General features: G+C 59.9%; 29 protein-coding genes and 2 tRNA genes. 7 read left to right on the forward strand and 24 right to left on the reverse strand.

All coding sequences use genetic code 11. The annotated features are described in order from the left end of the window. Positions 1–6 precede the first annotated feature (6 nt). The 3 genes from ACHZCU_RS00465 to ACHZCU_RS00475 all read right to left on the reverse strand — a co-directional run bounded on the left by ACHZCU_RS00465 (position 7) and on the right by ACHZCU_RS00475 (position 1534). A complete protein-coding gene (locus ACHZCU_RS00465; RefSeq protein WP_106305153.1) occupies positions 7–465 on the reverse strand; it encodes a GNAT family N-acetyltransferase in 459 nt (152 codons plus the stop codon). Between the two features lie 3 nt (positions 466–468). Further along, positions 469–756, reverse strand: a complete 288-nt coding sequence (gene gatC / locus ACHZCU_RS00470) for an Asp-tRNA(Asn)/Glu-tRNA(Gln) amidotransferase subunit GatC (RefSeq protein ID WP_319517209.1) — start codon at positions 754–756, stop codon at positions 469–471. A gap of 73 nt (positions 757–829) precedes the next feature. After that, positions 830–1534 carry a metal-dependent hydrolase gene (locus ACHZCU_RS00475; RefSeq protein WP_106305159.1) on the reverse strand — a complete coding sequence of 235 codons (705 nt, stop codon included), beginning with the start codon at positions 1532–1534 and terminating at the stop codon, positions 830–832. Between the two features lie 106 nt (positions 1535–1640). Here ACHZCU_RS00475 and ruvX point away from each other — a divergent pair, with 106 nt between their 5' ends. Next, positions 1641–2114, forward strand: coding sequence for a Holliday junction resolvase RuvX (ruvX, locus tag ACHZCU_RS00480; protein ID WP_319517210.1), 474 nt, complete (start codon positions 1641–1643; stop codon positions 2112–2114). A 272-nt stretch (positions 2115–2386) separates the two neighbouring features. Here ruvX and ACHZCU_RS00485 read toward each other — a convergent pair whose 3' ends face one another. Continuing rightward, positions 2387–2560, reverse strand: a complete 174-nt coding sequence (locus ACHZCU_RS00485; protein ID WP_319517211.1) for a hypothetical protein — start codon at positions 2558–2560, stop codon at positions 2387–2389. Between the two features lie 109 nt (positions 2561–2669). On the opposite strand from ACHZCU_RS00485, the gene ACHZCU_RS00490 reads away from it, so the two are divergent. Beyond that, positions 2670–3593: an AEC family transporter gene (locus ACHZCU_RS00490; protein ID WP_319517212.1), complete on the forward strand. Its 924-nt coding sequence runs from the start codon at positions 2670–2672 to the stop codon at positions 3591–3593. A 16-nt stretch (positions 3594–3609) separates the two neighbouring features. Then, a complete protein-coding gene (locus ACHZCU_RS00495) occupies positions 3610–4098 on the forward strand; it encodes a shikimate kinase (RefSeq protein ID WP_319517213.1) in 489 nt (162 codons plus the stop codon). Positions 4099–4176: 78 nt separating this feature from the next. On the opposite strand, the gene tuf is transcribed toward ACHZCU_RS00495, so the two are convergent. The 4 genes from tuf to ACHZCU_RS00515 all read right to left on the reverse strand — a co-directional run bounded on the left by tuf (position 4177) and on the right by ACHZCU_RS00515 (position 7155). Then, on the reverse strand, positions 4177–5352 hold the full coding sequence (tuf, locus tag ACHZCU_RS00500) for an elongation factor Tu (protein ID WP_319517214.1): 1176 nt from the start codon (positions 5350–5352) through the stop codon (positions 4177–4179). Between the two features lie 260 nt (positions 5353–5612). Next, entirely contained in the window at positions 5613–6770 is a 1158-nt protein-coding gene (locus ACHZCU_RS00505) for a GGDEF domain-containing protein (RefSeq protein WP_319517215.1), read from the reverse strand. A 208-nt stretch (positions 6771–6978) separates the two neighbouring features. Next, a tRNA-Gly gene (locus tag ACHZCU_RS00510) sits at positions 6979–7052 on the reverse strand. Positions 7053–7070: 18 nt separating this feature from the next. Beyond that, positions 7071–7155 (reverse strand) — tRNA-Tyr (locus tag ACHZCU_RS00515). Positions 7156–7177: 22 nt separating this feature from the next. Here ACHZCU_RS00515 and ACHZCU_RS00520 point away from each other — a divergent pair. The 4 genes from ACHZCU_RS00520 (at position 7178) to ACHZCU_RS00535 (ending at position 10676) form a co-directional block, all read left to right on the forward strand. Beyond that, complete coding sequence (locus tag ACHZCU_RS00520) at positions 7178–7429, forward strand: hypothetical protein (protein WP_319517216.1); 252 nt, start codon at positions 7178–7180, stop codon at positions 7427–7429. Between the two features lie 226 nt (positions 7430–7655). After that, entirely contained in the window at positions 7656–8537 is an 882-nt protein-coding gene (locus ACHZCU_RS00525) for an RNA methyltransferase (RefSeq protein ID WP_319517217.1), read from the forward strand. 74 nt (positions 8538–8611) lie between these two features. Next, the gene (locus ACHZCU_RS00530) at positions 8612–9373 is read left to right on the forward strand and encodes an HAD-IIB family hydrolase (RefSeq protein WP_319517218.1); all 762 of its coding nucleotides are present in this window, start codon (positions 8612–8614) and stop codon (positions 9371–9373) included. An 82-nt stretch (positions 9374–9455) separates the two neighbouring features. Further along, positions 9456–10676, forward strand: coding sequence for a glycosyl transferase (locus ACHZCU_RS00535; RefSeq protein WP_319517219.1), 1221 nt, complete (start codon positions 9456–9458; stop codon positions 10674–10676). Positions 10677–11112: 436 nt separating this feature from the next. Here the strand turns inward: ACHZCU_RS00535 and ACHZCU_RS00540 are convergent, their stop codons facing one another. The 16 genes from ACHZCU_RS00540 to ACHZCU_RS00615 all read right to left on the reverse strand — a co-directional run bounded on the left by ACHZCU_RS00540 (position 11113) and on the right by ACHZCU_RS00615 (position 22439). Continuing rightward, the gene (locus tag ACHZCU_RS00540) at positions 11113–11568 is read right to left on the reverse strand and encodes a hypothetical protein (protein WP_319517220.1); all 456 of its coding nucleotides are present in this window, start codon (positions 11566–11568) and stop codon (positions 11113–11115) included. Continuing rightward, positions 11547–11798 carry a hypothetical protein gene (locus ACHZCU_RS00545; protein WP_319517221.1) on the reverse strand — a complete coding sequence of 84 codons (252 nt, stop codon included), beginning with the start codon at positions 11796–11798 and terminating at the stop codon, positions 11547–11549. The genes ACHZCU_RS00540 and ACHZCU_RS00545 overlap by 22 nt, the downstream gene beginning before the upstream one ends. Positions 11799–11821: 23 nt before the next feature. Beyond that, a complete protein-coding gene (locus ACHZCU_RS00550) occupies positions 11822–12112 on the reverse strand; it encodes a hypothetical protein (protein WP_319517222.1) in 291 nt (96 codons plus the stop codon). Beyond that, on the reverse strand, positions 12036–12491 hold the full coding sequence (locus ACHZCU_RS00555) for a hypothetical protein (protein ID WP_319517223.1): 456 nt from the start codon (positions 12489–12491) through the stop codon (positions 12036–12038). Before ACHZCU_RS00555 ends, ACHZCU_RS00550 begins: the two co-directional genes overlap by 77 nt. Continuing rightward, on the reverse strand, positions 12488–12763 hold the full coding sequence (locus tag ACHZCU_RS00560) for a hypothetical protein (protein WP_319517224.1): 276 nt from the start codon (positions 12761–12763) through the stop codon (positions 12488–12490). Before ACHZCU_RS00560 ends, ACHZCU_RS00555 begins: the two co-directional genes overlap by 4 nt. Continuing rightward, complete coding sequence (locus tag ACHZCU_RS00565; protein ID WP_319517225.1) at positions 12763–12984, reverse strand: hypothetical protein; 222 nt, start codon at positions 12982–12984, stop codon at positions 12763–12765. Before ACHZCU_RS00565 ends, ACHZCU_RS00560 begins: the two co-directional genes overlap by 1 nt. Positions 12985–13019: 35 nt before the next feature. Then, positions 13020–13760 carry a M15 family metallopeptidase gene (locus ACHZCU_RS00570; RefSeq protein ID WP_319517226.1) on the reverse strand — a complete coding sequence of 247 codons (741 nt, stop codon included), beginning with the start codon at positions 13758–13760 and terminating at the stop codon, positions 13020–13022. A gap of 76 nt (positions 13761–13836) precedes the next feature. Further along, positions 13837–16473: a hypothetical protein gene (locus tag ACHZCU_RS00575; RefSeq protein WP_319517227.1), complete on the reverse strand. Its 2637-nt coding sequence runs from the start codon at positions 16471–16473 to the stop codon at positions 13837–13839. A 14-nt stretch (positions 16474–16487) separates the two neighbouring features. Next, positions 16488–17225 carry a hypothetical protein gene (locus tag ACHZCU_RS00580; RefSeq protein WP_319517228.1) on the reverse strand — a complete coding sequence of 246 codons (738 nt, stop codon included), beginning with the start codon at positions 17223–17225 and terminating at the stop codon, positions 16488–16490. A gap of 2 nt (positions 17226–17227) precedes the next feature. Then, positions 17228–17500: a hypothetical protein gene (locus ACHZCU_RS00585; RefSeq protein ID WP_319517229.1), complete on the reverse strand. Its 273-nt coding sequence runs from the start codon at positions 17498–17500 to the stop codon at positions 17228–17230. Between the two features lie 57 nt (positions 17501–17557). After that, positions 17558–18193: a hypothetical protein gene (locus tag ACHZCU_RS00590; protein ID WP_319517230.1), complete on the reverse strand. Its 636-nt coding sequence runs from the start codon at positions 18191–18193 to the stop codon at positions 17558–17560. 3 nt (positions 18194–18196) lie between these two features. Next, positions 18197–19024, reverse strand: a complete 828-nt coding sequence (locus ACHZCU_RS00595; protein WP_319517231.1) for a putative phage tail protein — start codon at positions 19022–19024, stop codon at positions 18197–18199. Continuing rightward, positions 19014–20093: a baseplate J/gp47 family protein gene (locus ACHZCU_RS00600; protein WP_319517232.1), complete on the reverse strand. Its 1080-nt coding sequence runs from the start codon at positions 20091–20093 to the stop codon at positions 19014–19016. Before ACHZCU_RS00600 ends, ACHZCU_RS00595 begins: the two co-directional genes overlap by 11 nt. A 37-nt stretch (positions 20094–20130) precedes the next feature. After that, positions 20131–20652 carry a phage GP46 family protein gene (locus ACHZCU_RS00605; RefSeq protein WP_319517233.1) on the reverse strand — a complete coding sequence of 174 codons (522 nt, stop codon included), beginning with the start codon at positions 20650–20652 and terminating at the stop codon, positions 20131–20133. A gap of 159 nt (positions 20653–20811) precedes the next feature. Further along, the gene (locus ACHZCU_RS00610) at positions 20812–21282 is read right to left on the reverse strand and encodes a phage baseplate assembly protein V (protein ID WP_319517234.1); all 471 of its coding nucleotides are present in this window, start codon (positions 21280–21282) and stop codon (positions 20812–20814) included. Next, the gene (locus ACHZCU_RS00615) at positions 21279–22439 is read right to left on the reverse strand and encodes a phage baseplate assembly protein (RefSeq protein WP_319517235.1); all 1161 of its coding nucleotides are present in this window, start codon (positions 22437–22439) and stop codon (positions 21279–21281) included. Before ACHZCU_RS00615 ends, ACHZCU_RS00610 begins: the two co-directional genes overlap by 4 nt. Between the last annotated feature and the right edge of the window lie 18 nt (positions 22440–22457).

Genomic DNA, 22457 nt, shown 5'->3' on the forward strand with positions numbered 1-22457 from the left:
GTGTTGTTATAGCGCCTTGCGAAAGAAGACGGACTGCTTCGACGGTTTGTGGTTGAGAAACGTTTCAGTACGTTCGAAACCCGCATGTTCGCAAAATGCGATCGATTCCTTCAACTCGGCATCCGTCACGATGTAGAGTTCCTTGAAGCCTTCGCTCTTGGCCAGCGAACTGATGTGGCGCAATATCGCACGGCCAATGCCATGCTTGCGGAAGGCCGGTTCGGTGAACAGACGCTTGGCTTCGGCCACGCTGCCGGTATGGCGCACCAGCGCGCCCGTTGCGACCGGCTTTCCGTCCACACGCGCAACGAAGCTCGTCGCGCCCACGGCGCTGACATCGACGGTCAGCTGGTAGTCGATCATATCGGAAGACGACATGCGCGTCAGCGATGTCTTCAATTCGGTGAAGAGCGCCTTCAGGTCGTCCTGCTGGGGGCTCTCGATATCGATTTTCGGCTGTACCATCCCTCACTCCACAACTTTTGGCACCAGAAAGAAATTCCGCTCGGTTTCCGGCGCGTTGGCGACGATATCGTCGGCCTTGTCGCCGTCCGTCACAGTATCATACCGCTTTTTCATCTCCATCGGCATGACCGAGGTCATGGGTTCGACACCGCTTACATCAACCTCGCCCAGCTGTTCGACAAAGCCGAGAATGGCGTTCAGTTCGCCGGTCATGCGCTCTGCCGATTCGTCATCGACGGCGATGCGGGCCAGCCTGGCAACGCGTTTGACGGTCGCGGTGTCTACGGACATGAAAGTTCTCCGGTTTCAACATTTCACCCCACGCTATAAAGGGCGTCGCCGCCCTTCGCAACGGGGCATTTGATCAGATCTCGACCGTTTCGCCCGGTTTCGGCGTCAGCACTTCCGTCGGGCCACCGCCCATGCCGGTTACAAAGGCCTCCGGGGTCTGGTCGATGATCGGAAATGTACCATAATGGATCGGGATCACGGTGTCGAAATTGAAATAACGCTGGCAGGCAAGGGCTGCGACCGCACCGCCCATGGTGAAACGGTCGCCGATCGGCACGAGACCGATTGCCGGCGTGTGCAGTTCGTTGATCAGCGCCATATCGGCAAAAATGTCGGTATCGCCCATGTGATAGAGCGTCGGTTCGTCATCGATGTGCAGCATCAGCCCGTTCGGATTGCCGAGCGCGTGCGAGACGCCGTCTTCGGTGATGAAGGCGGAGGAATGAAGCGCATTGGTAAAGGTGACGGTAAACGTGCCGAAATCGACCGTTCCGCCGGTATTGCCGGGCTGCAGGTTCTCGATCCCCTTCGACCCGAGCCATGCGGCCAGATCCGCATTGGCGAGAACGGTGGCGCCGGTTTCCTTGGCAATCGGAATGGTGTCGCCCAGATGGTCTCCATGACCGTGTGTGAGGAGAATATGGGTAACGCCTTCCGTCACTGTCTTCTTGTCCAACCCCTCGAAAGAGGGATTGCCGGAAAGGAAGGGGTCAATCAGGATGGTCGCACCGGCGATCTCGAGCCGGAATGCGGAATGTCCGAGCCAGGTCAGCTTCATTTTGCATTTCTCCCTTCAAAGCGGTAGTTGAGCACGATTGCATGAAACGTAATGCGCTCGCACGCCATTTTCCATCGGTAAGCGGCAAAAGCATGGGAAAAGCCAGATGACGGTGCTGACAATCGAGGAACTTGCCGAACACCTGCCGCCGCACGCCGCCATTGCCGGCATCGATCTCGGCACCAAGACCATCGGCCTTGCACTTTCGGACCTGTCGCGCCGTTTCGCCACGCCGCGCCCGGTGCTCAAGCGCGTCAAGTTCATGAAAGATGCAGAGGCGCTGCTGGCCTTTGCGGAAAAGGAGAAGGTCGCCGCTTTCGTGATCGGGCTGCCGGTCAACATGGATGGCTCTTCCGGGCCGCGCGTCCAGTCGACGCGCGCCTTCGTGCGCAATATGGAGGCGATCACGCCCCTCACCTTCACCTTCTGGGACGAGCGGCTTTCAACGGTTGCGGCCGAGCGGGCGCTGCTGGAAATGGATGTGTCGCGGCAAAAGCGCGCCGGACGGATCGATTCGGCCGCAGCATCCTTCATCCTGCAAGGCGCTCTGGACCGGCTTTTGGGGCTTTCGCGGAACTAATACCAAGAGTCAATGATTAGAACGCATATGACCGGAGCGATTTTGAAAGCCGGCTAGGCGAAAACCGCAGTCGTAGCCATAGCTACGGCGAGGATTTTCAACGACGCGGGCTTTCAAAATCGCCCGGCCCTGAAAGGGTGCGGCTGGAATGGCCACCGAGGGCGTCAAAATCCTCGCGCGATGCTTGAGCATCGCTCTGCGGTATTTTCCTACTCGGACGACCATTCCAGCGCGCATCATATGCGTTCTAATCATTGACTCTTGGTATAAACCTACGGCTCGCATCCGGTTGCCGGATCGCGCAGCATGCGTCTGGGGTCGAACAGGTAATCGACGAAAACGAAAGCAAGCAGAATGGCGCCGCTGACGACGAGTTCAACCGGCAGCGCCGCCAGCAGAACGCCCATCGCACCGATCTGAAATTGCCGCGTCCGCCGATCCAGCATTGCTTTTCCGCCCCTCCTCCTGTCTTCTCTGACAGTAAATCGTATCGGCTGGCAAGCGGCTTTCCCGCCGACGGTTAACCGGCGGGCAATAAAAACACGGAATACATGCATGCTGATCATCTTCGAAAGCGTTCTGCCGATCTTTCTGACCGTTGCACTCGGGGCAGGACTGAAGCGGCTGCCGATCTTCGACCAGGCGTTCTGGGCCGGCCTGAACCAGCTCGGTTATTACGTTCTTTTTCCCGCTTTGCTGTTCACCACACTGGCCCGTGCGGATTTTTCAAGCATTGCCGCCGGCGACATCGCCTGGGTCACGCTTTCGGGCGTGCTGATCCTTTCACTGCTGTCCATTTTGCTCTGGCCCTTGCTGAAACCGACGGGCATCAAGGCCTCCGCCTTCACGTCGGTGTTTCAGACCGCGACACGATGGAACGGCTTCGTGGCGCTGGCCATTGCCGACAAATCTGCCGGCCTTGAAGGCATGGCGGTGATTTCGCTGATGATGACGGTCACGATCATTCCGCTCAACTTCATCAATGTCTTCGTGCTCGTCTGGTTTTCGCCTGAAAATCGCAATATCGGCATGATGACCCGCAAGATCGTCACCAATCCGCTGATTGCCTCGGCCTTTGTCGGCATTGCCTTCAACCTGCTGGCGCTGCCGGTCTACCAGCCGGTCTATGATGCACTGAACCTGGTGGCCCGCGCAGCACTCGGCATGGGCCTCGTGCTGGTCGGCGCGGGGCTTGTGCTGTCCGATGCACTGAAACCGAAACCAATCGTGCTGCTGCCCTCGCTGCTGAAACTCGGCCTGTTTCCGCTGATGATCTATACGCTTGCGTCGTTTGTCGGTATTTCCGGCATGCCGCTGACGATCATGGTGCTCGGCGCCGGCGTCCCCACCGCCATGAATGGCTACGTCCTCGCCCGCCAGCTTGGCGGCGATGCACGGCTTTATTCGGCCGTCGTCACGGTGCAGACGGTGCTGTCGTTCTTTACGCTGCCGCTGGCGTTGCTGCTGGTGGGCGGCTAACAAAAAGAGGGCCACGATGCAGAAAGCGGTCATTCTGCTGGACGGCCCGATCGGTGTCGGCAAAAGCACCCTCGGGCGCGCGGCCGCTGCCAGCCTCGGCTACGGGTTTATAGACGGCGACGATCTCTCCGCGCCGGGCTACTTGCGATCAATCCTGCAGACCAACCGCGGCATCGCCCGGGCAGCCCAGGACAAGCTGCAATCACAAACAGCGGTGATCGTTTCCTATCCGATACGGTGCACCAACTGGATATTCTTCCAAAAGACGTTTGCGCGCGCGGGCATAGAGTGCCACTGCATCGGCCTGATCGCCGATATGGCGCACATCGCAGCGCGACAACGCGTACTCAGTTCCGACGAGATAGCCCGCAGCCGGGAGATGATTGATCAGGGATATGGTCAACGCGCGTTCAGCGATTTCATTGTCCGCACTGACGAGGCCGGTTTCGACGAAACCTGCGCGCAGCTGACCATGAAAATTCAACAGGCCTTGCGCCGGCGCTGACCATCACGCGGCGTACCCGACATACAAAAACCCCGCCGGTTTCCCGACGGGGTTCATAAATTTCTGAAAGTTCAGAAATTACTCGACGATAGCGGCCACGATGCCGGCGCCGACGGTGCGGCCGCCTTCGCGGATAGCGAAACGCAGCTTTTCTTCCATCGCGATCGGAACGATCAGCTCGACGTCAACCGTAACATTGTCGCCCGGCATGACCATTTCCGTGCCTTCCGGCAGCGTGACAACACCGGTCACGTCCGTCGTACGGAAGTAGAACTGCGGACGGTAGTTCGTGAAGAACGGCGTGTGACGGCCACCTTCATCCTTGGTCAGGATGTAAGCTTCTGCCTTGAACTTCGTGTGCGGCGTAACCGAGCCGGGCTTGCAGAGGATCTGGCCACGCTCAACCTGGTCGCGCTGAACACCACGGATCAGTGCGCCGATGTTATCGCCGGCTTCGCCCTGATCGAGCAGCTTGCGGAACATTTCAACGCCGGTAACCGTCGTCTTCTGCGTGTCCTTGATGCCGACGATCTCGACTTCTTCGCCAACCTTGATGATGCCGCGCTCAACACGACCGGTCACAACCGTACCACGGCCGGAGATCGAGAAAACGTCTTCGATCGGCATCAGGAACGGCTGGTCAACCGGACGCTCGGGCGTCGGGACGTAGTCGTCAACAGCAGCCATCAGGGCGCGGATTGCATCTTCGCCGATAGCCTTGTCGCCATCTTCCAGAGCAACCAGAGCCGACCCCTTGATGATCGGGATTTCGTCGCCGGGGAACTCGTAGGAGTCCAGCAGCTCGCGAACTTCCATTTCAACGAGCTCGAGAAGCTCTTCGTCGTCGACCTGGTCAACCTTGTTGAGGAAGACAACGATGGCCGGAACGCCAACCTGACGGGCAAGCAGGATGTGCTCGCGGGTCTGCGGCATCGGACCGTCAGCGGCCGAGCACACCAGGATCGCGCCGTCCATCTGAGCCGCACCGGTGATCATGTTCTTCACATAGTCGGCGTGGCCGGGGCAGTCGACGTGCGCGTAGTGACGCTTTTCCGTCTCATACTCGACGTGTGCCGTCGAGATGGTGATGCCGCGTGCCTTTTCTTCCGGCGCCGCGTCAATCTGGTCATACGCACGGAAGTCACCGAAGAACTTCGTGATCGCAGCCGTCAGTGTCGTCTTGCCGTGGTCAACGTGACCAATCGTGCCGATGTTGACGTGCGGTTTGCTCCGCTCAAACTTTGCCTTTGCCATGAAAATGCTTCCTGTAACTGGTAACACGGATGACCCGGCGAACCGGTTTAGTGCCGCCGTTTAAGGCTTTCGCCGCCAATAAGCAAGACCAAATTCAATACTTTGACACGCCGGACCACAGCAGAGCCCGAAAGCCGACAGGTTTCACCGGGCCGGTTGCGCGTGTGAATGCCGGTTTTGGGAAAAAACAGCGCCGCGTCAACGCGTTGGATGCGGCCGACAGCGGCAGCCGGCAGCCCATGCCGGGAGCCCGGCAACCATCAGCACCCGGCAAGAACCGATGTCTCGCGCACGACAGTGGACGGCGCGCCCTCGGCCACAACCCGGTTGCGACCGAGCCGCTTTGCCCCGTAAAGCGCATTGTCGGCCATGCGATAAAGCGCTTCATAGCCCTCCTGCGAGCGCGCGGTCGCCACACCGATGCTGCAGGTTGCCTCGAAATCCATCCCGGCATCCGAAAACCAGCGCTGGCTCAGATGATTGCGGATACGTTCCGCCATCACGCAGGCGCCCTGACGGTCAAGCCCGACGGAAAAGATGGCAAACTCGTCGCCGCCGATGCGCCCGATCACATCGGTCGCGCGCGTCTCCCGCCGCAGGATTTCCCCGAAGGCTCTCAGCACCATGTCTCCGGCGGGATGGCCCAGCGTGTCATTGGTAACCTTGAAATTGTCGAGATCGAGCAGCGTCATCGCGACGAGGGTTGCCGAACGATCGGTATAAAAGCCCCCAACAGCCCGGTCGAAACCCTCGCGGTTCAGCACACCGGTCAGCTTGTCGCGGTCGCGCAGGGTGTTCAGCCGGTCGAGCGATTCCACAAAATGCGCAGCCAGCACCTCGAGCGCCAGAACCATCGCCAGCAACAGGATGTAGACCTGCATGAACTGCCAGAAAATCGAATTCGGATCGACGATGTCGACGGAATAGAAAATACCGATTGACCGGACGGAATGGGCCAGACCAAGCGCAACGATGGTCCAGAAAATCAGCTTGTCATGGATAGTGTCGTCCCTGCGGATCCAGAAACGCAGCATGGTGACGAACATGATCAGGAAGAGCGCGACATTGATCGCCAGTGTGCGTTCGAATGTCGAACCGAAAAACAGGAAGTAGCAATAGATCGCGAATGTGATGAGGAAAACGGCCATGTTGACCGCTATGCCGAAACTTTTGCCCCGGCGCTGCAGCAGGGCCTCCGCAAGGCCGATCTGCGTGGCGATGAAAAGACCGTTGGCAACCGGCAGGATGAAGGCATCGGGCAAAAGCCCCCGCAGCATCATGGCGCAAAAGCCAACAGCCAGCATTCCATAGGAACCGGCCAGAAGAATAAGATACAGGCGGCGCACGCCGGTAAACCAGGCAACAATGAAACTTCCGGCCAGAATCAGCAGCCCGCCCGGAACTATGAGCGCTTGCATCATCATAACGTAACTGTTGCCGACGCCAAAAGCGTGCCCCCGCCCCTACCCGTTGATACAGATTATCGTCCCGTGACGGGAAACCGGCGCCTCCATGCCCCAAAGCGCCGTTTTGCATTCAGTCAATAGACGCGCATGATAGCGGCATCACGGGAATTTACAATATCCCTGCAACCACGTCGGATAGAGAATCAATCACGGTAAAATCTGGAGCGGGTAGCGGGAATCGAACCCGCATATTCAGCTTGGAAGGCTGCTGCTCTACCATTGAGCTATACCCGCCCAAATGTCAGACGCCGGTGGTGGAGGAGGTTGGATTCGAACCAACGTAGACTAAGTCAACGGATTTACAGTCCGTCCGTTTTAACCACTCACGCACTCCTCCAGTACCAGCCTGGACGGCAGTCATGCCTCAGATCGTCTGGCCGTTCGCGATTGCGTTGGGCGATGTCGATCTGCGCCGCGTATATGACCGGCTCGCCCCGCTCTGTCAACACGGGACGCCAGAAAAAAATGACAGAAAAATCACAGCCGCTTTCCCGCACACGCAGCTTTCGGCTTTCTTCAGCTTCAATGGCCTAAAGCCCTTCAGGTTTATATGGAAACAGTTCTGTTTGCCCAAACCGGTCATTCCACGCGAAGAAGCCCGCGCGGCATAGCCATAGCTATGGCGAAGGGCTTCGACAAAGTGGATGGCCGGTTTCGGCAAACCCTGAAGGGCGGCATTAATTTGCGCCATTACCGGCGGTCTTCGGCTTGGACATAGCTTCGGCTATGCCCTGCGCCAAAGCCCTTGGTTCTGGCGCAAATTCCTTGCCGCAGAACGCTTCCATATAAACCTGAAGGGCTCTAGCTTGAGGCCGGCTGCGGCTTTATAAGGGGCGCATGAGCAAAAAAGATGACCAGAACGGCTCCCCCAGGGACGCCCACTACGCCAAGCTGAGACGCGCGCACCGCGATGCCAAGCGTTTTCGCGAGGGACAACCCGAAAAAACCGGCAGGCGCGGCCCGAAAAAGGCGCCCGGCCCCCTGCCCGTCAGCGACGACGAGGTGCTGCTGTACGGCCTGCATACGGTGCGTGCTGCAATCGAAAATCCGGAGCGCAAGCTGCTCTCCCTGAAGGTGACCCAGAATGCGTTTGCCCGGCTGACGGACGGCCTTGAGTTGCCGAAACACCTGGCCGTCGATATCGTGCGCCCGCGTGAAATCGACGATATTCTGGGCGAAGACGCCATCCATCAGGGCGTGATGCTGAAAACCCGGGCACTGCCGGTGCGCAAGCTGGATGCGCTGCATGACAGCCCGCTCCTTCTGGTGCTCGACCAGGTGACCGACCCGCACAATGTCGGGGCAATCCTGCGCTCCGCCGTCGCCTTCTCCGCCGGCGCCGTGATCACCACCATGCGCCACAGCCCGGCCGAATCAGGTGTTTTGGCCAAGTCCGCTTCCGGGGCGCTCGAACATATTCCCTATATCCAGATCACCAATCTCGCCAAGGCTCTGGAAGAACTGCATGCCATGGGCTTCACCTCCGTCGGTCTTGATTCGGAAGGTCCCGCCCCCCTGGAAGAAACGATGAACGGCAACAGGATCGCCCTTGTGCTCGGCGCCGAAGGCAAGGGGCTGCGCCAGAAAACCCGCGAGACCGTAACGGCGCTGGCCCGCCTCGATATGCCGGGGCCGATCAAGTCACTCAATGTCTCCAATGCCTCGGCGATCTCGCTTTATGCCGCCCGCCAGTTTCTGGCAAAATCCGGCGGAGCCTGAACATCCCGGCCGGCAACAAACCGGCATGGCAGGCGTTTAGCGATGTGAAGCTTCAAGATTCGAAAGGCCCGCCCATGAAAATCGTCTTCACCGATCTCGACGGCACACTCCTCGACCACGAGACCTATTCGCTCGAGCCGGCACGCCCCGCGCTCGAAGCGCTCAAGGCGCGCGGCATCCCGATTGTGCTGGCGAGCAGCAAGACGGAGGCGGAGATGCGGCCGATTGCCGCGGACATCGGCATAAACGACCCGATGATCGTGGAAAACGGCGCAGGAATTGTCGGCCTTTCGGAGGATGACGCCGAAGATACCTATGAGCGGCTGCGCGCCACGCTGGCCGCGATGCCGCCGGACTTAAGAGCAAAATTCGAAGGGTTCGGCGACTGGAGCGACGAAACGGTTGCCGAAAAAACCGGCATGCGGATTGAAGCCGCGCGGCTTGCCCGGCAACGGCGCTTTTCCGAACCGGGTCTTTGGTCCGGCAGTGAGGCGGAGCGTGAAACATTCCGCACATATCTGCGGGAAAACGGCTTTCAGGCAGTCCAGGGCGGACGTTTTTTCACGCTGATGCCGCAAACCTCCAAGGCGGACGCGATGAAGCGTGTCGCCGCGTTTTTCCGGCAAAAGACCGGCGGCCCCGTCTTCACCATCGCGCTTGGGGACGCCCCCAATGACGCCGCTATGCTTCAAGCCGCTGACAGGGGGGTTATCATCGCCAATCCCGCCCACGCCCCGCTTGAAGAAAGCCAGCGTGAGCGCGAGGGCCACATCACCCGATCCGAGCAGCCGGGCCCATCCGGCTGGAACGACATGATATTGCAATTATTGGCATAATATAGTTGGTAGGTAAGGCCCTTCCCCTTTCGGCCGCCCGTCTTCGGGCCTTGCCGCAACAAAAAGACCAGGAGCGCCTGCAATGGCTGATTTTCATCAAAATGGCGTTGTCGCAACGCTTCACAATCTGCGCGAGCGCTCGCTGCATCGGGTCGAACGCGAGCTCACTAGCTTTTCCGCGACCCGGCCGATCACGCTGATCCTGCCATCGCTGTTTTCCGAACTCGAGGCCGAAGCGCTGGACAATATCGTCAATCATCTGACGGAAGTGCCCTATATCTCGAACATCATCATCGGCCTCGATCAGGCTGACGAGGAACAGTACCGTTACGCGCTGAAATATTTCAGCCGCCTGCCGCAGCAGCATGCGGTTCTGTGGAATGACGGCCCGCGCATGAAAGCCGTTCACAACCGCCTTGGCGATGCCGCGCTTGCGCCGGAGGAACCGGGCAAGGGCCGCAATGTCTGGTATTGCATCGGCTATGTGCTCGGCGCGCGCAATTCCTCCGTGGTTGCCCTTCACGACTGCGACATCGTCACCTATTCGCGCGAAATGCTGGCCCGCCTCGTCTATCCGGTCACCAACCCGGCCTTCCCTTACGTGTTTTCCAAGGGCTATTACCCGCGCATTGCCGATGGCTCGCTCAACGGCCGCGTCACCCGGCTTCTGGTCACGCCGCTGCTGCTCAGCCTTGAAAAGACCATTGGCCACCAGCCCTATATCGATTATCTGAAAGCCTTCCGCTATCCGCTTGCCGGCGAATTCGCGATGCGCACCCATATCCTGCCCGATATCCGCATTCCGTGGGACTGGGGCCTGGAAATCGGCGTGCTTTCGGAGCTGTGGCGCAATTATTCCAACACCGCCATCTGCCAGGTCGATATTGCCGATGCCTATGACCACAAGCATCAGCCGCTTTCGCCGGAAGACGCCCAGAAGGGCCTGTCGCGCATGTCGACGGATATCTGCAAGGCCGTGTTCCGCAAGCTTGCGACCGACGGCGTGACCTTCTCGCAGGAAACGCTCAGAACGGTGAAGGCCGCCTATTTCCGCAACGCGCTCGACCTCGTCGAGGTTTATCACAACGATGCGCGCATGAACGGCCTTTCCACCGACCGCCACAAGGAGGAACAGGCTGTCGAACTGTTTGCCTCGAACCTCATCGAGGCCGGCAATTCCTTCCTGGAAACGCCGGACGCCACGCCGCTGATGCCGCGCTGGAACCGCGTCCTGAGCGCCCTGCCAGACATTCTCGACGAAATGCAGGCCGCCGTCGCCGCAGACATGGCAGAATACGGCTAAGACCAAGCACCCACGATTCCGCCTCCCATGATCGGGGTGTTTTGAGGGTTGGCGTAAGTTTGAGAAACGACGACTGCGACAAGCCGGGCCGGAAACGGGCCGGCTTTTCTGTTGCCGCGCAGACGTCATTCGGCACACGCCGGACAACAGGACACACGAACAACCCGGCACAAAACCAAGCGCAGAAATCTTACAAATTCAGGAGAAGTTAAAATGGCGCGCTCGGGAAGACACGGAAAATTCAATTTTCATAATCCTTTCAATGCCTACGTGCCCCACGCATGCCAACAGCACGGACTTTAAAAACAAATACTTGCCGACCACGTGCCCCACGGCAATAAGAAACAATTCACCGTTTTTTGACCGCTGTGGATAAATACAAAAAAGCCGCCCCGGTTTCCAGGAGCGGCTTACTCATCACCAAAACGATTTGTTATTACCGATCTACGCGGAACGGGCCGATGGTCGTGCTCAGCAGTTTTCCGTCGCAATCGTGCTGGATGGTCATCATCACATGCGATGGCGGGCGGCCCTGATCGTTCCACTGCCAACGGCCGAATGAATACCAACCGCGCGGCTTGCTGTTATCCGGCGTGTCGTCGGCGAGGTAAGCGAATCGGGTTTCAATCCAGGCATCGCCATCGGTGCGCACATAGCCGACCTCGCTGCCGGCGATCCGTGTGCATTTGCGCAGCTTGTAGCCCTGGACATGGGCACTGACCCGGCCGTCCATCACCTGCCATTCATCGGCATGCATGAATGCGACGACCGGCACGGCCTGGCGCCAGATCATCGACAGGACGGCGAACACCAGCCCAGCCAGAGCGAACATGAAGACGTGCCGTGCGAAGTGCATCCAGAGCCGGCGCGTCAAAGGTTCGCCCGCATCCATTCGAGAAATCCCGCTTTCCATGAAACCCACGCTCCTACGATAATCCCGAGCCATATCAGGAAGGTTTTCAGAGATCCTGCGAGCCATCCGATCGCCTCGATGCCGCGCATGGCCTTGGCAAGGGTCTTCAGGGCTTTTCGCTCTTCCGTCGTGAAGGGCGGGAATTCGCCTTCCTCATCGACTTTGGTCAGTTTTTCGAGCGCATTGCGCTCTGCTTCCGTCATGGTCATGCCGCCGCCCCTGCGCACGCATTTCAATTCGAAGGCCGGTCTTGCCGCCCTTCCTGCACCGCGATCACATCGATCAGTGCCTGTTTTTCGGCCGCGCAGTTGCGGTATTGCGCCCGGTCGCGGATCAGGAACGAGACCGCGCCATAGACATCCGGCGGTTCGGCCGGCAGCGCTTCCAGGTCTTCACATGGCTCCAGAAGCGTATCCGGTGTTTTCGCCTGGTTGACGGTGGCCGGATCAATCGTTATCCGCCGCTCGGATGTCGTTCCACACGCCGCGAGAAATGCGGCCGGCGCCAGAAGAAGAAGCGCCACCAGGCGCTTTTGTGCATGTGCTGCCGCCATTGGCCTGCCTTTCCTGTTCCAGCGACATCTGCAGCGCGCTGATTGTCTGGGCCTGTTCGAGCGCCGTGCGCCGGCGGGCCTGGTCGTTCGCGTCAATGGCGTTATAAGCCGCCTGCTTGTCATCTTCCGCCGTCTGCAGCTGGTTGCGAAGCTCGAACTCTTCGGCCTCCCACGCGACGCGTTCCCGCCGCTCGCCCTCGGCAATGCCGCGCTTCCACACGCCGTTTATTTCACGGTTGATCCAGAAGACGGCAGCGCCGGCAATCAGCGCCACCAACAGGGTGGCGCCGACGAAGCGGCCGAGGCGGGTTTTCGTCAACCATGACCATATCGCGATAACCCAGCTCATGCGCCCTCACCTTCCGCCGCTTTGGGCTTGCCCGGCCGTGCGTTTTCCGGCGGTCCGCCCCAATGGGTTTTCTTGCCGATCCAGTCTAGGCCATAGGCGCCGGCAAAGATGGTCGGGATCGGGATGATCAGCATGCCGAGGATATATTTGCGCATGTCTTCCGTGCCGGTGAAAAAGCCCCACGAGGTCAGCGCCATGAACCACAGCATGAGGAAGGTTGCCGCCTCTCGCTTGAAGGTCTTTTCCGCTGCGGACTTGACGATTTCAGCCATCACCAGCCACCGATCAGACGCACAAGCCATGCGCCCAGCGCGAACAGGCCGTAAAGCGCCCACATGACGAAAAGCGAAAATAGCGCCGCGCGCGCACGGACCATCAGCCCGGCATAGCCATTGGCGCTCATGGGCGCGCGACGGGCGGCGGCGATGAACCAGATGACCACGGCCACGGAAAGCACGGCCGGGATCATCCAGAAGGCGAAAAGCGCGATCATGGCGTCACCTCGATTTTTCGGTTGAAGTGACGGTGCTAGATCCGCGCCGCCTGGACGTGCATCCAATCGAAGTCCCGCGCACGGCCAAGCGAAACCCAGCCCTCATCCTCCCAGATTTCCCACCAGCGGCGGGCGTCATCATGGGAAAGGCGAGCCTCCGGCGCGTGCGTGCGCAGCGCATTGCGCTGCGGGTCCCAATCGATGGCGATGCCATAGGCGTGCATTGACCAGCTGCTGCCGCCGCGCATGCGCCGCTTGGCATAGGAGCCCCCGCTCAGATCAAGCCCGAGGCGATGGCGGGCGTCGCTATCGAAGGTGCGGGACGCACGATCGAGGCAGCGCTCGGCGCTGTCGGCGACCTTTTCGTGCAGGCGCAGGCGAGTGATGCGCAGCGCGGGGTTCCATGCCGCGCGGCAATCCCAAGGCATGCGCACCATGACCAGCCTGTCCGGCACCTGCGTTTGCGGATCGCCGAATATTTTCGTGCAATCGCGCTGCAACGGCCACGGACCGCCGCGCGCGTCGGCGGCGCCCGGCCGGTCACGATCGGGAATGTCGTCACGATCGGCCGGCGACACGCGGCTGGAGGAAAGCCTGAGCGCCGCCACGGTCTCGACATCGGCCTTGCCGGATGGCGAAATGCCGCGCGCGCGCTGAAACGCCGTCAGCGCAGCCTTGGCCGTATCATCGAAAACGCCATCGATCGCGCCCGGCGTAAAGCCATGCGCCGTCAGCCGGCCCTCAAGCCAGAGGATGAATTTCTGTTCGTCTGTCATGGGATATAACTCCGCCGTCCGCCTCGAGTGGAGGCGGTGCGGTCATCAGATTGGAGGATTGGCCGAGCGATGTTCGTCAGGACGATAACATCTGGCCGGCGGACCTGCGCTTGCTGAAGTCAGCGTTTAGTTTTTGCTGCGTTGCCCTGAGAGCATCACGTAACGCCTCGACTTCGTCGAACAGCGCATCAATCTGCGCCTGATCATAGGTCGCAGCGGCGGATGTAGGAGTCGCAGCATCCACAACACTAACGTCTGGCTCGAATGCAGATCTCTTCCAGATTGACCACGCGTGGCTATCGTCGCCGTTCCCGATGTAAAAGCTTACCTCTGTGGCAGACGCGGCAAAGTCGCCTGGCGCGCCAGGCGACCCACTGTTATTGGGTGGTGAAACCATTCTGCCAAGCGCGCGCCACGAACCGCTGCCACCGCCAGAAGCTACGGCCATGCCAGTCTGTGTGCCGTAATTGATATGGGCAACTGTGCCCCGAATCTGGTTGATCGATCCACCAGCCAGGGCGTTTGCCTCCGCCAGTGTGATCTGGTCGTGCCATACAGCGCCAAATTTCACAATCGCATCGTCCGCTGGATTGTCGGCCGCGCTATCTTTGTATTCGATGACGTGCAAACCGTTGACGATACTTTCGGACCGGGAAAATCGACCATCCCACGTGCCGAAAGACATAGTGAGAGGCACAACATGGTTTTTATAATCACGCCCACCAGACCCCGTACCACCGGAACCTACCTGAAAGTATTCGTCGTTATTGCCCAGACTTTCATTGGTCAGAAACCGAACAGAGCGGGGTAGATAAAACCTACCGTCGTAGGGGGCGATCACTGAAAACTTATAGCCCAAACCACTAATGTCGGCGATCTGTGTATCAATACCAAGCCAACCAGCTTCGCGCGTGTAAGGAGCGCCACTTTGTCCGCCTTGACCGGGTAGGATACTACTGAAAAGCCGTGTCCATGGACCGTAAAACGCCGCCATCCCCTCCGGTCCGATGTGCACACCACCGTCTTCCCATTCATCCGGCAGGGCTTGGAAATAACCTAAGGCAGTCGTCGGGTCTCCATCGACTTCGAATTGATTTCGGATATCGATGAATGTGTATGGTTTGTTGAGAGCGCGGCGCTGAAGTGTGAAGGCCCGCCAGAGATTGGCCTGTTGGATGGAGCTGGCCTCATCCGCGCCACCATATGGGATAGGTGCTCCAGAAAAAACAACCTTGTCGCAGTTTGGTGCTGCGGCGTCGAGGATATCGAACAGAAGGGGTGCGGCGTCCTCGACGGTTTCAATCTGTTCACGCCCGTTGACTGTGATGATGTCCGGCGCAAGTCGCGCGACCAAGGCTTGTGTGTTGGCGCGGCTTTGTGCGAATTCAACCGCGTCATAGATGCCAAGCCCGCCTTCTGCCAGCCAGTTGTGATCATAAAGACGGTTACCTGTATCCGTTTCTTGCAGACGATAAAGGCCGTGCCCGTTGGTGGTCGCACAAGATTTCACGGTTCCGCCGGAAATCACTACTGTCAACTCGGCAGTGCGGGTGTTGTCCGTCTCGACTGCTTCGGCGAAGCCTATGGCTCCGACCGTACCAACAGACGTATCGTAAGGACCGCCAACGGACACACCGTCTCGGAAAAATTCGATAGTCCCGCCACCGGCCGTGACAATGTAGCAAAGCGTGAGCGTGTCGAAATCAAACGAAGCGCCGCCCTTCCGAACCGTCCACGAGCCGACATTCCAAACCGCCGTATTGCCGTTAAAAATCGCCGCGTAATCGTCGCTCGACGTGGACGCTATTGCCCCGACTTCAACAGCAGCCATTCCTCCTGTCGTTGACGCACGGGCAGGAACACCGTCGCCGCTGGCAGGATCGAGAGACTTGTTGTATATCTTCGAGGACAACCACGGCAGAAGGGCGTATCCAGGTTCGCCATTGATGCTGTCGATCAGTGACAGGTACGAAACCGATTGGCCGTAGGTTTTGGCCTGATGTGCGCTGATACATTCAATGATCTGTTTCGAGAGATAGGGCAGCATTTGCTGGCGGTCAGAAAGCCGCTGAGAGTTGAGCCAGACCGTAGGATCGCCGAAAGCTGAGCCGTCCCATTGATAAAGGGTGGTCGCATCACCGCGTGTGTTATCTTTCCAGACCATCACAATGTCATTGGCGCTCAGACCAGCGCCGGACAGGTCAGCATCAGTGTCGATGAACTCGGCGATTGCGCTAAGGTCGGTTGCCGCGATAGTTGCGTTTCGCGCATCCTGCGCTTGTTGAGCGAGCAGGGCCGCGTCATTCTTGTAGGTTTGGGAACCAGACAAGCTGGCGAAGGCCTGATCCTTGTAAGATTCCGAATTAGCTTCACTTTCGGCCGAATTTGTCTCGCTCACACCAGCCGCAGTCGCTCTTTCGTCCGCAGTCTGAGCGAATTGCGCTGCATCGTTGGCCGATTGTTCGGCAGCGTCAGAGGCGGCCGAACCTTTGGTTTCGACAACACTGACAAGGTCATCCTGCAAAACCCATTCGCTGCGGTCGCTGCGATCGAGGATCCGCATACCGGACGCACGATAGCGCGGCTCGATCTCGCTCTGCCAATCAGCGATTGCGCTGACAGACCATGCGCCGCCCTTGACCCTTGTCTGACTGACAGCCGGGAAGCCGTTGCCGCCCTCGGCGATTTCAGCAGGTATGAATGCATTGGCCATTGGTCAGACCTCCATCAACTGACGACGACCGTGCCGGACTGCGTCAACAGTTCAGGCAGTCGCACAAGGTAATAATCTTCGGTATTGCCGGCGGCGGTGGTCATTGAAATCGTGGTGACGACCGGATCCGTGGGAAAGCCATAGGCCGTCACCGACGAGGGCTGACCGAACGAAGTTGGATAGGCGTAGTAGAAATATTGTTCGCCATCCGGCGCCATTGTCATGGTCCGGCCCCGGCTGGCTGACAATGCCGAGCTGCCGCTTTCGAGCGCCAGAACGCCGGCGCTGTCCATTACAAGCGCGTCGCTCATGCCCCAATAGATGCGAGGGCGAAACGAGATCGAAACACTATCCGAAACATCGCGGTCAGACGCATCTGTCACTGTCAGCGTATAGGTCGTATTGGCGGTGATCGCCGCAGCGGCCGTCCATGTTCGCGCTTCCGGAGCAACGATGTTCCCGTTAATCACCTGTTCTGTAACGGTGCCAGCGCCGTCAATAGTCCAGTTCAATGTCGGCGTGACGGAAAGCCCTTTTTCATAGATCGAGCCGCCATCAACGCTGAGTGTGGCAATCTCTATCGTTTCCAGGGCAGACACGCGTCCGGCCAGCGCATCCAGCGCCGCCTTGGACGCCAGCTTGTCAACCTTGATTGCGCGCGCCTTGCCATCGAGATTGTGCCCGATAACCCGATCGATTTCGGTGGTGTCGTTGGCTTCGGTCCATTGGCTGATATCGTCTTCTTCGGCCATCGTCAGGTCCTCAGGGCAATGGCGTCCGTGCCGCTGTCGCGCGTATAGCGCGCGGGCCGGATTTCGCCGTCATCATTCTTGAAAAACATCGGTGCGCGCACGCGGAATGTTTCGGTGGTGGAATAGTGCCGGGCTTCGGGCAGACCGGGATCGACGGTAACGCCCAGCGTGACCTCGTAAATGCCGGGCGGCGCATCCGACGCCACGACAACCTCCATGCCTTCCGCGCCGAACAGGCCGGAGGCATCGGCAATGATTTCAACCTTTGCCGTCATGGCGCACCGCCCGGCCAGCCGGCGTTATGAACAATTGGATTTGACATTCGCAGACCCCTAGAAAATAACGACATCGACCGTTTGCAGATCACGCCGAATATTATTCGTGGGATCGTTAAGGCGGATAGCAACAGAGCTGACCGTCCGGCTTGTCACTTGCAAAAATCCGTCAATGGCGGGGTCCGTAGAATCATACCCACCGCCCACAACGACGTAATTGGTGTCTGGCAAATTGGTCGCGAAATTAATGGTGTACAGACCGGCTCCGTCATTTACGACCGATGAGACATTTTCGCCGCGCTGAACGTCAAGGGTGAGGCCATCAAAACGGCATACGACCTTTGCTGTGTAAAGCGCTGCGGATGTAGCATCAACATATTGCTTTGTCGCAGCGTGGAGAGCTGCTGTCGGGTCCGCATTAAGGATGAGCGACCCCGTCATCGTGCCGCCGGCCTTTTGCAGATAGTCGTCCAGCACCGCAGCGGCCGCGATAACACTGATCGCCTGTGTCAGCTGAGAAAGATCGTTGCCGTCAGGCGTCAGTCCGGCGGCCAGGATGGCATTGACGATTTCCCGCTGTGGGTGCTCGATGGCAGGCGCAGGCGGCACGGAACCTGATACCGCGCCGGGCGTGTTGCGATCGACATAAATGGAATCCGGATCATTCGAGCCGAAGGGCGGGTTATACTTCATCTGTTACTCCTCGAAGGCCAACACCGGCGTGGTCCAGGCCGGGGCAAATTGTCTGAGCATGCAAAGAAGACGTTCCGCCTCGCCCAGCGAGAACAGCGGGGTGAAGCCGCATTCGCCCTCGCCGCAGCGGAAATAATCGACGGCAAGGTCGCTGATCGTCACGATCCAGAAGGTTTCCTCGGTCATCGGGTTGCCCAGCTGGTGGCCGCCGCCGCATTCGGAAAAGCCGCATTCGAATGTGGCCGGTTCCTTGATGGTGATGGTGAAGCCATAGCGGGCAGCGAGGGCGATGAAATCGCCGGGCGTGATGATCGCGCCGCCGAGCACTTTTGTTTCCAGCGCGCGCAACCGCTCTTCCACGCTGACGGATGGGCCGCAGGGGCCGGGCAGGCCATAATCCGCCTCCCATTCCTCAAGCAGTTCATCGACGCCCTGCACGGTCGATTCCCGTGCCAGCTTGAAAGCGCGGGCATAGAGCCATTCGAACGGTGACAGCAGCACGCGGGTGAAGCGGGCAAGCACGCTGTCGATGGGCATGCTCTCGCCATCCGGCGTGCCCCAGGCCGCGCCCGTGGGCCAAAGGGCAAGCCCGGCGTCGATCAGGTCGTCATTGACCGGGTTGGCCAGCGCATCCCACGGGGCCGCGCTTGCCGCCTGCCCGCCAGTGCCGTCATAACCGGTGGGAATGACCGTGCCGACAACGACGGTCGGGGAGGTTGCGCGCGGCCATATCTCGATTGCATCATTGTCGACATCAAAGCCCAGCGGCGCGCCGCTGGCAGAGTTGCTGGCAATGGTGGTGATGGTGGAAAAGGCCGGATCACGCGCCATAGGTGACCTCGCCCAGAACCGGGAATTCGCCATTTGTCAGCGTGATATCGGCGAGCGGGGCAATCAGCCGGTGACGTTCCTCGCCGGAGGCCTGCGAAATGGCCTCGGCAATCCACGAAACGGACACGGTGAAGGTGGAGGCGGCAATGCCCGGGCGGCATTTTTCCAGAAACATATCAGTGATCGCCTGTTCGATCGTGGCGCGGATTTCCGGCGTATCCTGCGAAAGTCCGCCGATCTCGATATCGATCTCACGCGCCACCGCGGCGGCTGCGACGCTGTTGTCCACGCGGATCAGGCGCTGGGCATCGATGGCCGCCTGCACCACTGCCACATCGGCAGGCAGCGGGATGTAGTCGTCTCGACCATCAAACAGGAACAGCACAACGAGGCTTCCGGGCGTGCTCATCCGGAAGGCCCAGGCCTTCAGCACGCCGGGCACCTCCAGCGCATAGCGCTCGTAATCGGTATATGTGCCGCCGCCGGGCGGGTTCTGCTTGCGCTGCAGTCCGCGCGCCTTGAGGCTGGTGTCCAGTTCCGTATCCGCCCCGCCGCCAAGCCCGCCGGATGCGACCGTAAAGGTGTCTGAAAGGGCCGGGTACAGCCCGGCATCGGCAAGCGCCAATTCGCTGCCGGCATCGCGGTTTCCCGCAAGGCCTGCCGACTGTGCGCGCACCGCAAATTCCACAGCGCCGCTGGCCGATGATGTGACCGCCGCGGTCGAGACATAGATGATATTGCCGGACTGGAAGCGGATGCCGGCCGGATAGGTTGTCGACACCGCGCCAATGCCTGCAATCAAGCCGCTTGCCCGCGCGGCCGGCTTGCGGAAAATGCCGACCTCATAGCAATGCGCGGCCAGCCATTTGCCGGTTGCCGTGGTCAGGAACATCTGCCGCGTGAGATAGCCCAGCCGCAGTTCGTATTCATGCGCCATGGCCGCCACCACCTTGGCGGTGACCGTGACGAAATTATTGGCAAGCGCGCTGTCGGTGCCCTGCAGATATTGCCGGAATGAGCCGCGCATGCGCGACGACCAGTCGGCAAGCGGGCGGATGGTCCATGGCATTATGTATCACTCCGGAAAAAGAGCATGTGAGAAAAAATCAGGAAAGCGCCTTCACTTGATCCCAGATGATGGCGTAGCGCTCGGCAAAGACGGACTGGCCCGAGCGGGCATAAAGCGCGATATCAAGCTCCAGCCTGTTTTCCGCCCTGTTGGCCATGGCCGAAACGGTGATGGAGGCGACGGCCTCCTGGTCGATCAGCGGCTGCAGGGCTTCCTTGGCATAGGCCTCGGCAAGGTGTTCGATCCCTTCCGTCAGCGCCTTGCGCCGCAACAGCCAGAGGCGGGAGCCGATCGGCGTTTCGTGTTCGCCGATGTCATAGGTGTCGCCGATCCAGCCGCGGTTCATCTCGCCGGGCGGCAGCTCGCTTTCTTCCACGCGCCGGTCGGTCATCAGCGCAATCAGCACCTGCGTGGCAAGCGCCTGCTCGGCGGTGAAATCACCCGGCGCTGTCGGGTGCGTCAGCGCGTTTACGGCGAGGTCGGCGGTGACGCCGTTCCACACCAGGTCCGGCGCGCGCCAGATTTCCGCGCCGCTGTCGTCAATCGGGATGATGCGCATTGCGTTTCCTGTTGCTCACTGCCGCGCCTTCCTCAAAGCGTCATCCTCACCCTTCTTCCGCGTCATCCTCGGGCTTGACCCGAGGATCCACGTAAAACGGCAAGGCGGCAGATGTGGCCCTGGACCCCGGCTCAAGGCCGGGGTGACGGAAAGAGAGGGTTATGCCCCGCCGTCGCCATCGCCATCTGTGACGGACCCGGCGAAGGTGCCATTGCCCGTGCAGGTGAGATTGCCATCGATGGTAACATTGCCGGTGATCGTGGCGTTGCCGGTGAGCGTCCATTGCCCGGCGGTAATATCGATCGTGCGGCCGGCGACATCGATGACGATGCCGGTGCCCACGCATTTGATGATATTGCCGTTGGCATCGTAAAGCGCCGAGGCGCCGGCAGGCAGACCGGGCGGGCGATGGCCGCCGCTCTCGCCGCCGAGAAACACCGCCATATCGGCATTGCCGCCAAGCGGCACGGCGATGCCGCGCGAACCGGCAACAGGCACCGAGGCATAGCCCCACGGCTCTATCCGCAGGATTTTGGTGAAGCCATCATTATAAAGCCCCTGCCCGCTAACGAACTGGCGGCCTTTTTCTTCCGTGATGCGGCCATCGAGGATGATCTGGCGGATTGTCATCGTTCATCACCCCAAACGCTGCGGGTATTGACCCAATCGATTGTCTTTTGCTTGCCCTTGCTCTTGGCCTTGTAAGCCTTGTTCGATTTGCCGCGCGGGTTTTCACCGCCCAGCGCGCGGGGGTCCACCAGTGTCAGGTCCGCCACCGTGCCGTCGCCCTGCTCATCCTGCCGCAGCACGACGGTCTTGATCGCCATCGTGCCATCCAGGCCGAGCCATGGATCGATCACATGCACAAGCCAGTTGCGCTGCCAGATGTTGCCGGCATCGTCGCGCCAGCCGGTCACCGTCAGGTTGACGGAAATCGCCTCGCCCTGGTTGCGCTGCACCGCCCATGCGGCGCGCTGCTTGAGCTTGTCCGGGTCGGATTGCCCTTCCATGACGATAATCATCGGGCGGCGGCGCGTCACCGTGTCGTCAATGGCTTCCGCTTCCATCCGCTCTGCGTCGATGTCGGCTGCCTCGCTGGTTTCGCCGCGCACAATCACCGGGCTGTAGCGCCCGCGTTCGGTCAGCGTGGCCGAGGCGCGTTCGATATTGACGCCAAAGCGCAGGCTTCCGTCATGCGTGCCTTCCGGCTTTGACGCCAGTTTCAGCCGCCCTTCCGGCGTGTCATAGATCAGGATGCCGCGCCCGCGCGTGACGCGCTCAAGGGCTGCGAAAGATGTTTCTCCGGGCCGAAGCTTGACGCGCGGCTCCGGCGGCAGGGCGGCTGCCGCTCTCTGCTCGGCAACAAGCGGCGCAAAATCGCTATTGGCGAGGTCCGGATCGTCCGGCGTGCGCTCACCTGTCAGGATGTCGACATGATAGAGACCGAACTCATTGGCAACCTTGTCGAGCGGCTGGTTGATCACCTCGCCGGAAGCGTGCTCCACGGAGGTTTCCGTGGCATCGACCGTTTTGGAAACGACCGTCACGTCCAGTTCGTGGCTTTGCGGGTCGTGGCGCGGCATCACGTCGCGCACAAAACCGGTCAGCACCAGCGTGTCATTTGCCTTCACCGTCACCGCATCGCCCGGGATAACAGGCAAACCGTCATCCTGCGTTGGCGTCAGCGAGAACCGCGCCTGGCGCACGGCCTCATCGGCCCCATATTCGATTTCCGTGCGCTTGATCGGCAGGTCTATGCCGGTGATTGTAATCTTTTCCAGAAGCATTCAGGTGGACCTGCAAAT

It is taken from the genome of uncultured Martelella sp. (genome assembly GCF_963677965.2).
In the GTDB taxonomy this organism is placed as follows: Bacteria; Pseudomonadota; Alphaproteobacteria; order Rhizobiales; family Rhizobiaceae; genus Martelella; species Martelella mangrovi.

Bases quoted from the DNA above. Each gene is read 5' to 3' on its own strand.
- ACHZCU_RS00465 (WP_106305153.1), bottom strand. From the start codon at position 465: ATGGTACAGCCGAAAATCGATATCGAGAGCCCCCAGCAGGACGACCTG.
- gatC (WP_319517209.1), bottom strand. From the start codon at position 756: ATGTCCGTAGACACCGCGACCGTCAAACGCGTTGCCAGGCTGGCCCGC.
- ACHZCU_RS00475 (WP_106305159.1), bottom strand. From the start codon at position 1,534: ATGAAGCTGACCTGGCTCGGACATTCCGCATTCCGGCTCGAGATCGCC.
- ruvX (WP_319517210.1), top strand. From the start codon at position 1,641: ATGACGGTGCTGACAATCGAGGAACTTGCCGAACACCTGCCGCCGCAC.
- ACHZCU_RS00485 (WP_319517211.1), bottom strand. From the start codon at position 2,560: ATGCTGGATCGGCGGACGCGGCAATTTCAGATCGGTGCGATGGGCGTT.
- ACHZCU_RS00490 (WP_319517212.1), top strand. From the start codon at position 2,670: ATGCTGATCATCTTCGAAAGCGTTCTGCCGATCTTTCTGACCGTTGCA.
- ACHZCU_RS00495 (WP_319517213.1), top strand. From the start codon at position 3,610: ATGCAGAAAGCGGTCATTCTGCTGGACGGCCCGATCGGTGTCGGCAAA.
- tuf (WP_319517214.1), bottom strand. From the start codon at position 5,352: ATGGCAAAGGCAAAGTTTGAGCGGAGCAAACCGCACGTCAACATCGGC.
- ACHZCU_RS00505 (WP_319517215.1), bottom strand. From the start codon at position 6,770: ATGCAAGCGCTCATAGTTCCGGGCGGGCTGCTGATTCTGGCCGGAAGT.
- ACHZCU_RS00520 (WP_319517216.1), top strand. From the start codon at position 7,178: ATGCCTCAGATCGTCTGGCCGTTCGCGATTGCGTTGGGCGATGTCGAT.
- ACHZCU_RS00525 (WP_319517217.1), top strand. From the start codon at position 7,656: ATGAGCAAAAAAGATGACCAGAACGGCTCCCCCAGGGACGCCCACTAC.
- ACHZCU_RS00530 (WP_319517218.1), top strand. From the start codon at position 8,612: ATGAAAATCGTCTTCACCGATCTCGACGGCACACTCCTCGACCACGAG.
- ACHZCU_RS00535 (WP_319517219.1), top strand. From the start codon at position 9,456: ATGGCTGATTTTCATCAAAATGGCGTTGTCGCAACGCTTCACAATCTG.
- ACHZCU_RS00540 (WP_319517220.1), bottom strand. From the start codon at position 11,568: ATGGATGCGGGCGAACCTTTGACGCGCCGGCTCTGGATGCACTTCGCA.
- ACHZCU_RS00545 (WP_319517221.1), bottom strand. From the start codon at position 11,798: ATGACCATGACGGAAGCAGAGCGCAATGCGCTCGAAAAACTGACCAAA.
- ACHZCU_RS00555 (WP_319517223.1), bottom strand. From the start codon at position 12,491: ATGAGCTGGGTTATCGCGATATGGTCATGGTTGACGAAAACCCGCCTC.
- ACHZCU_RS00560 (WP_319517224.1), bottom strand. From the start codon at position 12,763: ATGGCTGAAATCGTCAAGTCCGCAGCGGAAAAGACCTTCAAGCGAGAG.
- ACHZCU_RS00565 (WP_319517225.1), bottom strand. From the start codon at position 12,984: ATGATCGCGCTTTTCGCCTTCTGGATGATCCCGGCCGTGCTTTCCGTG.
- ACHZCU_RS00570 (WP_319517226.1), bottom strand. From the start codon at position 13,760: ATGACAGACGAACAGAAATTCATCCTCTGGCTTGAGGGCCGGCTGACG.
- ACHZCU_RS00575 (WP_319517227.1), bottom strand. From the start codon at position 16,473: ATGGCCAATGCATTCATACCTGCTGAAATCGCCGAGGGCGGCAACGGC.
- ACHZCU_RS00580 (WP_319517228.1), bottom strand. From the start codon at position 17,225: ATGGCCGAAGAAGACGATATCAGCCAATGGACCGAAGCCAACGACACC.
- ACHZCU_RS00585 (WP_319517229.1), bottom strand. From the start codon at position 17,500: ATGACGGCAAAGGTTGAAATCATTGCCGATGCCTCCGGCCTGTTCGGC.
- ACHZCU_RS00590 (WP_319517230.1), bottom strand. From the start codon at position 18,193: ATGAAGTATAACCCGCCCTTCGGCTCGAATGATCCGGATTCCATTTAT.
- ACHZCU_RS00595 (WP_319517231.1), bottom strand. From the start codon at position 19,024: ATGGCGCGTGATCCGGCCTTTTCCACCATCACCACCATTGCCAGCAAC.
- ACHZCU_RS00600 (WP_319517232.1), bottom strand. From the start codon at position 20,093: ATGCCATGGACCATCCGCCCGCTTGCCGACTGGTCGTCGCGCATGCGC.
- ACHZCU_RS00605 (WP_319517233.1), bottom strand. From the start codon at position 20,652: ATGCGCATCATCCCGATTGACGACAGCGGCGCGGAAATCTGGCGCGCG.
- ACHZCU_RS00610 (WP_319517234.1), bottom strand. From the start codon at position 21,282: ATGACAATCCGCCAGATCATCCTCGATGGCCGCATCACGGAAGAAAAA.
- ACHZCU_RS00615 (WP_319517235.1), bottom strand. From the start codon at position 22,439: ATGCTTCTGGAAAAGATTACAATCACCGGCATAGACCTGCCGATCAAG.